Raw genomic sequence first — 12,648 nt, forward strand, 5'->3', positions numbered from 1 at the left:
GCGCGGGGCCGGCGATCCGGATGACCGGGCAGCCGGCGAGCTCCTCGGCGGCTATCGAGGCACGGCGCGCGAACGGGTGCCGGGTGGAGACCGCGGCCGCAGCCCGGCCCGCGAACGCCAGCGGCCCGCCAGGGGCGGGCCGCCTTGATAGACGTACGGAAACTTCTCATTCGATCTTGGGTTTGGTTGGTGGCCAGGCGCGCATCCGGCAGCCGCCGACCGGGCACGGCAGCGCCGGGTCCGCCTGGTCAACGGGGATGGCCTGGGTGGGGTCGAGGCGTCCGCTGTGGTGGGCGGTGGTCAGGCCGCAGGCTGCCTCCGGGTTGGCGGGGTCGCCTCGGGTGACCGCGCGGTGCAGCCGGTCCAGCCGGGTCATAGGGCCGGCCTCGGCGGCCAGCGGGGGAGCGACCACCGGCCTGCCGGGGTCGGAGTCCGGGTGGCCATTGCCCCCGGCCGGGGCGCCGAGCGTAGCCGTCGCTTGCCCGCGGTCAAGTCCCGCGGCCACCGCCGAGGCCGACCTCCGTAAGGGACTTGACCGCAGGCGGCGCTGACGGCTGAGGCGAGCCCCAGGCAGGGGCGAGCAGGAGATGGGGATGGCAAGTTTTTGGAGTTTTCAGAGTTCTTACGCGCGGGCGCGTGGGGTGGCCTCTGTTCCTCAACTGATCAGCTCACTTTGGGGCTGGGGCCACGTTCGGGAGGAGGACGCCTTTACCGCGCGCCATAGTAACTCTCAGTATCTAAATAGTTACAGTCAGTGATGGCCTTGGGGGGCGGGACATCATCCCAGCCCGACCAGAAACCTGGCCCCGTACTGTCCCTCGCTCGAAGGAGAGCCAGCATGCCGCGCATCATGAAGACCGTCATGGCCGCCGCTGTGACCCTGACCGCCTGTACCGGCACACTCGGCGCCTTCGCCGCCCCGGCACTGGCCGATCCCGGCGGCGCCTCCGGCCCGGGCGTCCGCGCCGCCGCCGTCGTCAACGCCGACGGCTCCATTTTCCGCTCCAAGGGCGTCACCACCGTCCGCAAGATCGCCACCGGCCAGTACTGCATCCGACTCGACGCCGATGTCAACGCCGCCACCACCGTCCCGGTCGCCACCGTCCGGTGGACGAGTGCGCCCTGGAACTCCAGCATCTTCGTCCGCCCCGACGGTGTCGCCGCCTGCGGGGACTCCCGCGACGTGTTCGTCGGCACCGGCACCGCCACCGGCGCCCGCGACACCGGCTTCCACGTCATCGTCCCCTGACCGAGGCCGTCCTTGAGACGGTCCGCCAGTTCGGGGGCCCGGTAGTAACGGCGCAGGAACAACGGATATGCAGGTCAGCAGCCCTCTTCCAGGCTATGCGCAAAGGCCCTTACCGGGGATCTGACCTGCATATCCGTTAAAAGTTTCGCCGTTACCCCCGCACCGCCATGCGCTACGTCAAACCCGGCGCCGAAGCCATCGCCAAGGTCACCGAGGTCCTGGCACCCCGCCGCCGAGCTCAACGACCGGCCTCGCCGGATCCACGACTTCCGAAGTCCAGCCGAGGTCTACGCTGACCTCATCAAAGACGGTGATGCGTTGACCCCTTGAGACCGCCATCCTTTTCTGATCACTGTGGGCGTCAATGCGCTCTTCTAGCGTCATCGGCGTGGGCCCCGCCCACCCCAGCGGCGCATTCCCATCCATGGGCAAGGAAGACGATCATGACGCTGAAAGCCAGCGACCTGGCGACACTCGGCGAGACCCCATCACGATCCGGTCCGCGCACTTTCCCAACGTGCATCTACGCATGGACGGCTCCGGGGTGACCTCCCTTACCGGTCCCGGCGGCGGGACGGTCAACTGCCAGTACGGCGCCGGAGCGTACGAGAAGTTCGTCCTCGGTGTGGATGGACAGCACCTGGCCACCGGGCGTTTCGACGGGACAGCCGACAATGAGCGAGTCGATCTCCGCATAGACCTGACGGGCCCGGTGCCGGTGATCTCCGGTGACACCTTTAGCGTCCCCGACGGCCAATACCTCAACTCCTTCGTCCTGGAGGGCAGTCAGCCCGTCACGCTGCCCGCCACCATCACCGGCACCGCGACGTTCGCCAACTCCACCCAGATGCCCAAGATCTCGGTGGTCGTGGACAAGCTCGCCCCCGGCGGCACCGCCACCCTCACCCGCAGCGCGGCTGACGGAACGGCAGCCACCACCTTCACCTGCTCCTACGTCTCCCGGTTCCTGCGCACCATCGACTGGGAGGTCGACGCCGTGGCAGGCACCCAGCCGCCTGTCCAGTACGCCACCACCGCCGATCCCCGCCCGGCCGGCCTGACCGAGAAACTGATCACCGTCCATTCGACCTACGCCGAGGCCGGGATCGAACTGCGCGCCTCCGGCGCCGTCGTCAACGAGGTCGCCGTCGATCAGGCGGGCGCGGACCTGAAGTGGTCCGATGCTGAGCTCCATGCCGCGATGGTCAGCAACTTCAGCAGCCATCGAGAAATCGAGCAGTGGAAGGTGTGGAGTTTCATCGCCACCCGTCACCGCCCTGGTCGAGCAGCAGATGGCCGGAACGCGCAAGGAGATCCGCACCTGGGTCCACGAGCTCGGCCACGCCCTCAACCTGCTGCACAGCTGGCAGAAGGGCCTGGCCGTGCCCCCGCAGCCACTCGGGCCGAATGGAGGCTACGGCGACCTGTCGTGGATGAACTACCCCGATAACTACGAGGGCCTGGACGGACAGAAGGGCGAGGACGCCTACTGGGCGGCCTTCGCCTACCAGTTCACCGCCAATGAACTGCGACACCTGCGCCACGGCTTCTACCGGGACGTCGTCATGGGCGGCAACGCCTTCCAGGCCGGTGCCGCCGACCGTCCCGCTCTGAAGGAGTTCGTCCCGCCGCCGGCCGGCCGGTCCGGACTGCGGCTGGAGCTGTACGGACGCGACAGCTTCTCCCACGGCGAACCCGTCGTCACCGAGATCAAGCTGTCCCTGGACGGCAGTACCCTCCACGCCGACGCCTTCCCCGGCCTCAGCCCCCGCGGCGACAACCTGACCATCCTGGTCACCGACCCCGCCGGAGCCATCCGCCCCTTCCGGCCCATCGCCCGCGGCTGTGGCAGCCTTGAGCGCCGGGTCACCCTGGATGCCGGCACTCCCGCTCTCTACGACAGCGCCTACCTCGGCTACGGCGCCGACGGCCTCACCTTCGCCCAGCCCGGCACCTACCGGCTGCGCGCCCTGTGCAAGGCCCCCGACGGCTCCACCGTCACCTCCCCCGAGCACACCATCCAGATCAGCCCGCCTGACCGGCGAAGCCGACCGGCGGACTGGCGACCTGCTGATGGGCCCGCAGCAGGGCACCCTGCTGGCGCTGCTGGGCTCCGACGCCCCGCAACTGGCCCAGGGCAACGCCGCCCTGGACCAGCTCATCGCCACCCACCCCGACCACCCGCTCGCGGTGTACGCGCACATGGTCAAGGGCACCAACGCCGGACGTCACTTCCTGACCCTCGGCCACAACGGCATCGGCGTCCGCCCCGCCGACACCGACACCGACACCAGCATCGAAGAACTCGGCGCGGTCGTGCAGACCACCCTCGACCCCGGCACCGACGCCGGGGTCGACAACATCACCCTCAACGCCACCATGCGCCGCCTGGCCCGCGCGCACGCCCGCGCCCATGACCTCAGGCAGGCCGACACCGTCCTGGACCAGCTGGTCGACACCTTCCGCGACAAGCACCTCCCGCCACCGGTCCTGGCCACCATCGCCGAACAAGCCGAAACCACCCGCACCGAACTCCACGACCAGGCCTGACACCACGCCGCCCGCCTGAGCGCTACCGCGGACAGCGACTCACCGTCCGCGGTAGCGCCGCCGGCGTCCGGGCTTGAGCAGCAACCGCTCGGCCAGTGGCGTCAGCGGGCCGTTCATGGAGTGTGAGCGACGGACTCCTCGACGACTCCCGCTCGGCGGGCATCCAGGCGGGCGGCGGCCCGGGTGATGAGCCGCGTCCGGGTCCAGCGCGCCATGACGCCGCGCCGTTCCAGTTCCATGACGAGGAGGAGGGCAAGGACGGGCACGAAGCTGCCGACGGCCGCGCCCCCGGCGAGGGCGAGGTACGGCGCGGCCGAGCGGGTCAGCCGCCCGAGCGCAGGCGCGGGCCGCCCGGTCGTCGCGTGGCAGACCGCGACGTGTACGGCCGCGCGGCCCGGTGTGGCGCCGTCCCCGCGCGCCGCCGGGAAGAGTACGAAGATGGCCAGCCCGGTCACCGCGTACGACAAGCTGGGCAGGATGTCCCTCAGGAGGGCATCGTCGGGCATCGGGCCACCCGTGACGAGCCGATAGGCCTGGACGGAGAGCAACCCGAACACCGGCGAGGCGAAGAACCACACCACGCCATCGAGCAGCATGGCGAGCGCCAGCCGGCCGACGGTGGGCGAGGCGAGGTCCTGGCGGGGCGCCGGCCATGGCCCCGGCAGCAGCCGCGCGGCCGGGCCCGCCAATGTCCAGCCGAGTCCGGCGCCGGCCGTATTGATGATCAGGTCGTCCAGGTCGAACAGCCGATACGCGCAGGGATAGAGGCCCCACAGGCCGGTGAGCTGGGTCAACTCGATCGCCAGCGAACCGGCGAGGGAGATCATCAGGGTGCGCGCCACGCCGAGCCCCTGCCGGTAGCGCAAGAAGAAGCCGAGCGGCACGAACAGGGCGACGTTGAACACGATCTGCAGCACCGACCTGCTGTACAGCGCGGCGGGCAGGCCTCGTCCTGCGTTCTCTCTGATCACGTCCTGGACGCTCGACAGCGGCTGCCAGCGCGGCGTCGCGAGGCTCTGCCGGATCGCGCAGAAGTCCGGCGTCACCTCAGGGAGCGGAAAGAGGGTGAAGGCCACCACGCCGCAGGCGTACAGGACGAGCACCGCCGTGACGAACCCCGACCATCGCCCGATTTGCCCGAAACGGCCGTATTGGCGGGACACGAAGGGCAGCAACAGCAGCGCGATGGCCAGCGGGGCGAGAAGCAGGGCGATTTTCGCCTGGGTCAGGTAGATCTCCACAAGCCGCGAAGTCTAGCTAAAGAGGACATACAGGCATATTTAAGGATGTAAGTGCGGCCCTCAGGGGACCTTCCTGGCGGACCATGCCGACGGCCCGCAGCGCTTGTTCAGCAGGAGGGCCGCGGCGAGCAGCGTGACCGCGATCCAGCCGAGGCAGAGGGCGGACCGGTCCACGGCGCCGGCCCGACTCCTGGGTTCACCTGGGTGATCTGCATCCCGGCGTTGGGGGTGAAGTGGTCGCGGATGAACCGCCCCACGTGCCCGGCAGCATCGCCACCATGTGGGGCGGCGCCAGGATCGGCCCTCGGGGAGATCGGACCGGATTCCGGCGGTACGCCATAAGGGCTTGCATTCGGTACCCAGGTACAGGTTTACCGTCTAGGTATGACCCAAGACATCACCGTTGACCTGGGATGGGCTCCCTCCGCCTGCACTCTGCCCACCGCCGAGCAGCCGCTCCGCGTGGCCGAGTTCGACGCCCTGTTCGCCGACGCGGTGCAGGGCGTGGCACGGCCGGAGCGCACCCGGCTGCGCCTGGAACTCGTCTTCAGCCCGGACAACGCCGCCCGGACCGCCGAACTGACGGCCCGGGAGAACGGCTGCTGCGTTGCGGTTGGTTGGATGAGGTCTGCTGGTCGGTCAGCCACCGTTCGGCCTACGGGCGCGGCTGGCGCGGACACCGGGCCGCTCGTGAGCAGGTTCTCTGCGTATACCGCGACTGAGCTGGTCACGGTCGGCCCGGTGTCCGCGGCGGCGGGCTTCACGCCGTAGGGCTTTACACGGATACCTACTGTCGAAGGTCCTGTCGAAGGTCGGTCGTCGCGGGACCGGCTGGGACGGCGGGGGTTCGAGGCCATGTCCAGGCGGAGCGCAGGATGAAGGCCAGGAGCAGCACCTCGATTCCGATGGAGAGGCCGTAGAAGGGGGCCCAGTCCCAGGACTCCCCTACCGCGTTGAACACCGAGTAGGGGATGTAGAGCGATGCAACGACGAGGTTCGTGGCGCGGTTCACCCGGGCGGGCAGCGTGATGGAGAGCATCACCATCAGGGCCGGGATCGCCACGGACGCGAGCATCATGGTCAACAACGTCGGGCTGATGTCGAACTCAAAGACGACGCCGGCACGGAGGTTGTCGATGACGCCAGGCTTGTGGAGGTGGAAGTAGTCGACGTAGATGTAGAGGAACATGAAGCTGGTCCATGTGGCGGCGAGCTTGGCCTGCACGGGGATCGGCGGGTTGTCGGGCAGGTTCGGAGTGTTCGTTCGGATGGTCATCGGTTCTCTTCCGAGAGGAGCGGTCCGTCCGCCGGAGTGGCGGCAGGTTGGGGCGTGCATACGCACGGGTTGGGTCGTTCTCGTCGGTCCGGTCGTCAGGCGGTGACGACGACCTTCCCTCGGGTGTGGCCGGCCGCGACGTAGCGGAGGGCGTGGGCTGCTTCGTTGACGTTGCGGGTGCTGCACACACCCGTCTCCTCGGCGCCAAACGCCTTGGCGATCTTTACGGCGAAGGAGCCCGCGCCGCCCGACGTGCCCGTGACCAGCACCGTCTGGTCCGGTCGAACGTTCGCGATCTTGCGCAATGCCTGCAACGCCGCCATGGCCGAGGTGGGCACCGCTGGCGCGTCCACGACCGACAGGTTGGCGGGCACGGACAAGAGGTTGTCCGCCGGGACGCAGGCGTACTCCGCGAGCGTTCCAGCGGTGCTCCGGCCGAACACCTCGTCGCCGGAGCGGAGAGCGGTGACATCCTTCCCGACCGCTGCCGTCACGCCAGCGAGGTCCCTGCCAGGGATGCCGTGGCGCGGCCGGCGGAGCCCGAACGCCAAGCGCACCACGTACGGCTCACCGGTCATGACGAAGTAGTTGCCAGGATGTACCGAGGCCGCGCCCACCTGGACGAGCACATCGCCTCGACCGGGCAGCGGTAGCCCGACCTCGGACGACTCGAGCACTGAGGGCGGCCCGCATCGTCGTCGCCCCGGCATTCGATCGCTGTTCGATTCCCACAGAATCCTCCTCGCGTCCGAGCTACGACTCTCGCTGGTTCGTACATCGTACGTCGTACGCTGTACTACGAGTAGTACGCTGTACCATGACCGTACGCTGGACGATTGTCAAGCCGTTCGAGGGAGCGAGGAGACCCGTTGTCTGTGAGGGAACGACGCCAGGTCGCGTCAGATGCGGGGCTGAGCAAGAAGCGGGTGGTGGTCGAGGCGGTCCGGCTCGCCGACCGCGAGGGGGTCGGCGAGCTGAGCATGCGCCGGCTGGCTCGCGCGCTCGGCGCGGGCGCGATGTCGCTCTACTACTACGTGGCGAGCAAGGAGGACTTGCTGGACGCCATGATCGACGTCGTGTTCGAGGAGATCGAGCTCCCGCCTGAAGAGACCGACTGGCAGTCAGCGATGCGACGGCGGGCGGTATCCGCCCGACAGGTTCTCGCACGCCATCCGTGGGCGATCGGCCTGATGGAGTCGCGGACATCGCCGGGGCCCGCGAACCTCCGCCACCGCGAAGCGGTCACCGCCTGCCTGCGGAGGGCTGGCTTCCCGGTCTTGATGGCGACGCACGCCAACTGGTTGCTCGACAGCTATGTCTACGGTTTCGCCCTGCAGGAATCCAGCCTGCCGTTCGACACCGCCGATGAGTTCGCGGACATGGCCGAGGGCGTCTTCCTGCCCCAGCTTCCTCCTGACGAGTTCCCCTACCTCAACGAGTCTGCCGCGGTGCTCGCCGCTGCCGGCTACGACCCGGCGGAGGAGTTCACCTTCGGCCTCGACCTCGTCCTAGCCGCCCTCGAGCCCCTGAGAGTGCCTACGTGAGCCTCCATCCGTGATGTCGTTATGTGATCGTGTGGATTTGTAGTGTTACCGCCAGTCTGCGGGTCCAGTTGTGCTGGGATGGCGCGGTGACTGAGCGCAAGCCGTACCCGAGCGACTTGACCGACGCTCGGTGGGCGTTGATCGAACCGGTCCTCACGGCATGGAAGGCCGCGCACCCCTCGGCCGGCGGCCACGAAGGCAACTACGCGCTGCGGGAGATCGTCAACGCGATCCGCTACCAGGGACGGACCGGCGTCCAATGGGACTATCTCCCGCACGATCTGCCGCCCAAGGGCGCGACGTACTACTACTTCGCCAAATGGCGCGACGACGGCACCGACAAGACGATCCATGACCTGCTGCGCTGGCACCCGTGCGAGAAGAAGGGCCGATTAGCCGACCCGAGCCTGGTCGTACTGGACACCCAAAGCGTCCACGTCGCGGCTGGCGTCCCCGCCACCACGACCGCCGGGACGTCGCCAAGAAGGTGCCGGGACGCAAGCGAGGCCTGGCCGTGGACGTGCTGGGCCTGGTCATCGCGGTCGTCGTGCTCGCGGCCTCAGCCCACGAGAACACGGCCGGGATCGCCCTGCTGGACCAGGCCGCCGTCGTCACCGAGGGCAGCGTGACCAAAGCGCTGGTCGACCAAGGGTTCAAGAACACGGTCGTCGCCCATGGCGCCAGCCTGGGGATCGCCGTGGACATCGTCGAACGCAACCCCGCCGACAAAGGCTTCGTGCCCCAGCCAGAACGATGGGTCGTCGAGCAGACCTACGGAATCTTGATGTTCCACCGGCGCCTGATCCGCGACTACGAGCACCGTCCAGCCAGTTCTGAATCACGGGTGTATCGGGCGATGACGGACGTGATGTCCCGGCGCCTGACCTCCGCGACCCCGTCCTGGCGGTGGACATGACCAGGCCCGATACCCGCCCGCCCGATCCCGGAACCTGGCTCCTGGACCGCCTCGATACCCGCGAACAGGCCCTGACCCGCCAGATCGAGCAGACCCAGACCGACATCGACTCCTGACCGCGCGGCTCAGTGAACTCAGCCAGGAGGCCGAGCATCTGCGGATCAGCCGCAAGACGCTCCTGTCCCTCGCTGAAGCGGACCCCGCTCCGGCCGAACCGGACGCGCCGCCGCTGGTCGGCTTCGATCATCCCGACTACCAGCAGATCCTCACCGTCTTCGACGAGACCGGCGGCTCGCTGCGCGCCCGCGACCTGGCTCTGGCGATGGACCTGCCCCTGACGCCCAACGGCATCCAAAACGTCCGCGCCAAGCTCAAACGCCTGACCAGCCGCGGCATCCTCATCGAAACCGAGCCCGGCTTGTTCACTCAGCCGTGACGACAGACCGAGCGGCGACCCATCGACCAGCAGACCTCATCCAACCGCAACGACGAAAAGGGCGTCAGCTCACGTAACGCACTCTGAGTCCGGGAGACGATGGTGATGGACCGCATCAGCCGCGAGGAGCTGCTCGCAGTCCTTGAGGCCGGGACCGTGCGACCGGCGGAGGCCCCGCCGGCCGGCGCCTTCGCCGCCACTGGGGTGGGGCGGCCGGCGTGAGACAGGACATCGACGGGCCGTACCTGCGCAGCGGACAGGTGGCCGAGCAGGCCGGGGTCAACCCGCAGACCTTGCGCTACTACGAGCGGCGTGGGCTGATCGCCGAACCGCGGCGCAGTACCGGCGGGCACCGCGCCTATCCGCCCGAGACCGTCACCCTGCTGACCGTGATCAAGGCCGCCCAGCGGCTCGGCTTCACCCTGGAGGAGGTGGCCGAGCTGATCGACACGGACCGTGGCGGGCCACCGCCGCGCAGCAGCGCCGCTGGTTTGACCTTGACGCTGCGTCAACTTCTAGCATCGGGGCCATGTCGATCACTGTTCTTGACACCTACTCCGCCATGCGGCGGATCCTGCTGGCCCCGGTCGCAGAGCGCGCCGACCTGCTGCGTTCGATGCTGGAGCCCAACAGCGGCATGTACCGCTACTACCCCGGCGAGGTCGACCTGGTGGCCATACACCTCCAAACGTCCGGGTTCCCCATCGACCGCGACGAGGAGCGTTGTCTCGACGCGCTCGAAACACTGGCGGCGGCCGGAGCCTGGGAGCGGATGCAACGCGCGCTCGACGACGCTCTCGCCGTACTGCTGGAGGCGACGCCGGGGCTGGAGGCCCCGGACATCACTGTGCTGTTCGTCCTCGGCGATCCGGCTGACAAGCACTTCATGGGTCCCTGCCTAGGAGTGACCGGCTTCGGCGGCATCTCGGGCAACATCGCCATCACGTTCTGGCCCTTCCCCGAGAACGTGGAGCGGCTGGAGGCCACCGCCGTGCACGAACTCCACCACAACCTGAGGTGGGCCCCGGGCGGGGTCGTGTGGGACCCGATGACCGTCACGGTCGGCGAGCACATCGTCGGCGAGGGCCTGGCCGACGCCTTCGCCCGCCAGCTCTACGGCGACGAGCTCGGCCCCGCCCGCATCGGCGTGCCGCACCTGCACGACGACGCGGTCTTCGACAAGGTGCTCACCGGGCTCGACGTGACAGGCATGCAGAACTTCACCGCCTGGGTGCACGGCGACCCCGGCGCCGAGCACCTCGGTGTCACCCCGGTGGGGCTGCCGATGGGCGCCGGGTACGCCGCGGGCAACCGGCTGGTCGACGCCTACCTGGCGGCGACCGGGCAGACGGCGGCGCAGGCCCTGCACGCCGACAGCTCGGAGATCATCGCAACCACGCTCCACCGCGGGTGACACTGGGACGATGGAGTGGACGATCCAGGAGCTCGCGACGAGGGCCGGCATCACCAGCCGCACCCTGCGTCACTACGACCGCGTCGGGCTCCTGGCCCCGTCCCGGGTCGGCGCGAACGGGTACCGCTACTACGACTCCACCGCGGTCTTCCGACTTCAGCGGATCCTGCTCATGCGCCGGCTCGGCATGGGCCTGCCCGCCATCGCCGAGGTCCTGGCCGACGAGGTGGACGCGTGCGACGGGCTCCGCGCCCACATCGCCGCGCTGGAGGAGGAACGGGACCGCGTAGATCGGCAGATCCGGTCCGCGCGTGACACGCTCGATGCCCTGCGGGCAGGGGTGGAACCGCAGATGGACGTCATGCTGGCGGGGTTCAACGACCGCTACAAGGACGACGTGATCTCACGCTGGGGCGAGCGCGCGTTCCAGGTGAGCAACGACTGGTGGCACGGCAAGACCTTTGACCAGCAGCGGGCCTGGAAACAGGCCGCCGAGGACCTCGTGGCCGCGTGGGTCGCCGCGGTGAAGACCGGGATCTCCCCGACCTCGGAACACGCTCAGTCACTGGCCGCCCGGCACGTCCGGTGGCTGAGCCAGATCCCGGGTACTCCCACGGCCGAGGGCGACCGGGAGCGCTCGATCGAGATGGTGAGATGCCTGGGGGACATGTACGCCGACGACCCCCGCTTCGCCGGCATGTACGACGACGCCGCGGGGGCGACGTTCGTCCGCGACGCACTGCAGGCGTACGCGCGGACCCGGATGTAGCTCGTGTGGTCCGCCGAAATGACCCTTTGCACGATCAAGGCAGCCAGGACTCGACGATGCGGGTGGAAGACCTGGCCGCCAGGCAATCGGTGGGCTTGCCGCTGACCGGCCTTGTCGCTGCCGGACCCGGCGCGGCTGCTCTCACTCGTGGCGCATCGCTCGGACGACCTCCCTCAGATGCGCGTGCAGTTCGTCCTCTCCGCCATCACCGAGGGCCGCCATGGCGGAGGGGAATGCATCGGTCAGGTCGACCATGACGTCGAGCACGACCTCGTCCACGAACTCGCGGAAGGACTCGGGCCCCGTCTTGGACCGCGCGCTGTCCAGCCGTGGTCCGTTCACCATGGTCCGGGCGATTCGGCGCAGGTCGCTCAAGGCAAGCTGCGTGTGCTGGTCCCAAGGCCGGCTCTCGTCAAAGCGCTGCTCGTCGAACTCTTCGATCTTCATCTTGACGATCGGGCGCTGTTGCGACGTCGCAGAGATATCAGGACGCATGACGATCCCTTCCGCGAGGTTGCCCGGGATGTCCGGCAGACCGAGCCGGCGCGGCACTTGGGTGGGGAATCGCAGAGGCAGGGCGTCCAGCTCGTGCCTGGGGCCCCTGCCGAGCAGGGGCACGACATCGAGTCCGGCGGAGGCCGCCACGGCTGCCACGTCGGTGTAGGGCAGCAAGAGGCCGGCGTCGTCGGGATGGTCGTGTCGGAGCACGTCGAAGAGCGCGAAACGCAGGTCCGGGCTGTACCAGACCCCGGTCTGCACCGCGCTGACCCCGGGCACCGGCGCGACTTCGGCGTGTGGATAGTGGCCGCCGTACAACTCCCCGTAGACACGCACCACCGTGCCGCCCAGAGACAACGCCGCCCTGGCCGCTTGCTCCAGTTCGGCGCGCAGCAGTTGCCAGCCGAAGAATGCCTCCTCTCCGCGCAGCCAGGCCTTGCGCTTGCCGACCCGGAACTCCCGGCCGTCATAGGCGATGACCAGCTGTGCTCCGTGAATCTTCTCAGTAGAGATCCAGGTGCCGTTGGCGGCGACGGCAGCGCTCGACGCAACCGGGATCTTGGGAAATGGCACATGACGCATGGCAGAAGTCTGGGTCCTCACCCGACGTCCCCGAAACTCCTTTTCGCTCCGGACACCGCGTGAGAGAGGACGGATCCTGTCGACAATGATCGGCCACACCGGCCGTCCGATCTGCAGTCGGGCTCATGGACGAGGGGGCAGGAGGCCTGCGTGGCACCGAGGTCATCGTCTCG

12 protein-coding genes and 2 pseudogenes are annotated in these 12,648 nt (G+C 68.7%); 9 read left to right on the forward strand and 5 right to left on the reverse strand.

Annotated elements, in window-relative coordinates; translation table 11 throughout:
* Nucleotides 1–166 precede the first annotated feature (166 nt).
* Nucleotides 167–505, reverse strand: a complete 339-nt coding sequence (locus tag ACWDS7_RS10575) for a hypothetical protein (RefSeq protein ID WP_451929039.1) — start codon at nucleotides 503–505, stop codon at nucleotides 167–169.
* Between the two features lie 333 nt (nucleotides 506–838).
* On the opposite strand from ACWDS7_RS10575, the gene ACWDS7_RS10580 reads away from it, so the two are divergent.
* The 3 genes from ACWDS7_RS10580 (at nucleotide 839) to ACWDS7_RS10590 (ending at nucleotide 3,799) form a co-directional block, all read left to right on the forward strand.
* On the forward strand, nucleotides 839–1,249 hold the full coding sequence (locus tag ACWDS7_RS10580; RefSeq protein WP_451929040.1) for a hypothetical protein: 411 nt from the start codon (nucleotides 839–841) through the stop codon (nucleotides 1,247–1,249).
* Between the two features lie 424 nt (nucleotides 1,250–1,673).
* Nucleotides 1,674–2,699 carry a hypothetical protein gene (locus ACWDS7_RS10585; RefSeq protein ID WP_451929041.1) on the forward strand — a complete coding sequence of 342 codons (1,026 nt, stop codon included), beginning with the start codon at nucleotides 1,674–1,676 and terminating at the stop codon, nucleotides 2,697–2,699.
* Nucleotides 2,700–3,322: 623 nt separating this feature from the next.
* Nucleotides 3,323–3,799 carry a hypothetical protein gene (locus ACWDS7_RS10590; RefSeq protein WP_451929042.1) on the forward strand — a complete coding sequence of 159 codons (477 nt, stop codon included), beginning with the start codon at nucleotides 3,323–3,325 and terminating at the stop codon, nucleotides 3,797–3,799.
* 113 nt (nucleotides 3,800–3,912) lie between these two features.
* Here the strand turns inward: ACWDS7_RS10590 and ACWDS7_RS10595 are convergent, their stop codons facing one another.
* Entirely contained in the window at nucleotides 3,913–5,040 is a 1,128-nt protein-coding gene (locus ACWDS7_RS10595) for a VanZ family protein (RefSeq protein WP_451929043.1), read from the reverse strand.
* 384 nt (nucleotides 5,041–5,424) lie between these two features.
* Here ACWDS7_RS10595 and ACWDS7_RS10600 point away from each other — a divergent pair, with 384 nt between their 5' ends.
* Nucleotides 5,425–5,811, forward strand: a complete 387-nt coding sequence (locus ACWDS7_RS10600; protein WP_451929044.1) for a hypothetical protein — start codon at nucleotides 5,425–5,427, stop codon at nucleotides 5,809–5,811.
* A gap of 16 nt (nucleotides 5,812–5,827) precedes the next feature.
* On the opposite strand, the gene ACWDS7_RS10605 is transcribed toward ACWDS7_RS10600, so the two are convergent.
* Nucleotides 5,828–6,316, reverse strand: a complete 489-nt coding sequence (locus ACWDS7_RS10605) for a DUF6326 family protein (RefSeq protein WP_451929045.1) — start codon at nucleotides 6,314–6,316, stop codon at nucleotides 5,828–5,830.
* A gap of 95 nt (nucleotides 6,317–6,411) precedes the next feature.
* A complete protein-coding gene (locus ACWDS7_RS10610) occupies nucleotides 6,412–6,993 on the reverse strand; it encodes an NAD(P)-dependent alcohol dehydrogenase (protein ID WP_451929046.1) in 582 nt (193 codons plus the stop codon).
* 198 nt (nucleotides 6,994–7,191) lie between these two features.
* Between ACWDS7_RS10610 and ACWDS7_RS10615 the strand changes: the two genes are divergently transcribed.
* The 5 genes and pseudogenes from ACWDS7_RS10615 (at nucleotide 7,192) to ACWDS7_RS10635 (ending at nucleotide 11,395) form a co-directional block, all read left to right on the forward strand.
* Nucleotides 7,192–7,860, forward strand: coding sequence for a TetR/AcrR family transcriptional regulator C-terminal domain-containing protein (locus ACWDS7_RS10615; protein WP_451929047.1), 669 nt, complete (start codon nucleotides 7,192–7,194; stop codon nucleotides 7,858–7,860).
* An 86-nt stretch (nucleotides 7,861–7,946) separates the two neighbouring features.
* Nucleotides 7,947–8,776: pseudogene (locus tag ACWDS7_RS10620) on the forward strand (IS5 family transposase).
* A 696-nt stretch (nucleotides 8,777–9,472) separates the two neighbouring features.
* Nucleotides 9,473–9,679: pseudogene (locus ACWDS7_RS10625) on the forward strand (MerR family transcriptional regulator); the annotation flags it as partial.
* A gap of 62 nt (nucleotides 9,680–9,741) precedes the next feature.
* Nucleotides 9,742–10,626: a DUF2268 domain-containing protein gene (locus tag ACWDS7_RS10630; protein ID WP_451929048.1), complete on the forward strand. Its 885-nt coding sequence runs from the start codon at nucleotides 9,742–9,744 to the stop codon at nucleotides 10,624–10,626.
* 10 nt (nucleotides 10,627–10,636) lie between these two features.
* Entirely contained in the window at nucleotides 10,637–11,395 is a 759-nt protein-coding gene (locus ACWDS7_RS10635) for a MerR family transcriptional regulator (protein WP_451929049.1), read from the forward strand.
* Between the two features lie 141 nt (nucleotides 11,396–11,536).
* Here ACWDS7_RS10635 and ACWDS7_RS10640 read toward each other — a convergent pair whose 3' ends face one another.
* A complete protein-coding gene (locus ACWDS7_RS10640; RefSeq protein ID WP_451929050.1) occupies nucleotides 11,537–12,475 on the reverse strand; it encodes an RNA ligase family protein in 939 nt (312 codons plus the stop codon).
* Nucleotides 12,476–12,648 lie beyond the last annotated feature (173 nt).

The sequence above is a fragment of the Streptosporangium sp. NPDC003464 genome, assembly GCF_053588315.1.

Excerpts from the sequence above, each read along its gene's own strand:
- ACWDS7_RS10590 (WP_451929042.1), top strand. The coding sequence starts at position 3,323 with ATGGGCCCGCAGCAGGGCACCCTGCTGGCGCTGCTGGGCTCCGACGCC.
- ACWDS7_RS10580 (WP_451929040.1), top strand. The coding sequence starts at position 839 with ATGCCGCGCATCATGAAGACCGTCATGGCCGCCGCTGTGACCCTGACC.
- ACWDS7_RS10630 (WP_451929048.1), top strand. The coding sequence starts at position 9,742 with ATGTCGATCACTGTTCTTGACACCTACTCCGCCATGCGGCGGATCCTG.
- ACWDS7_RS10600 (WP_451929044.1), top strand. The coding sequence starts at position 5,425 with ATGACCCAAGACATCACCGTTGACCTGGGATGGGCTCCCTCCGCCTGC.
- ACWDS7_RS10640 (WP_451929050.1), bottom strand. The coding sequence starts at position 12,475 with ATGCGTCATGTGCCATTTCCCAAGATCCCGGTTGCGTCGAGCGCTGCC.
- ACWDS7_RS10635 (WP_451929049.1), top strand. The coding sequence starts at position 10,637 with ATGGAGTGGACGATCCAGGAGCTCGCGACGAGGGCCGGCATCACCAGC.
- ACWDS7_RS10605 (WP_451929045.1), bottom strand. The coding sequence starts at position 6,316 with ATGACCATCCGAACGAACACTCCGAACCTGCCCGACAACCCGCCGATC.
- ACWDS7_RS10585 (WP_451929041.1), top strand. The coding sequence starts at position 1,674 with ATGGGCAAGGAAGACGATCATGACGCTGAAAGCCAGCGACCTGGCGAC.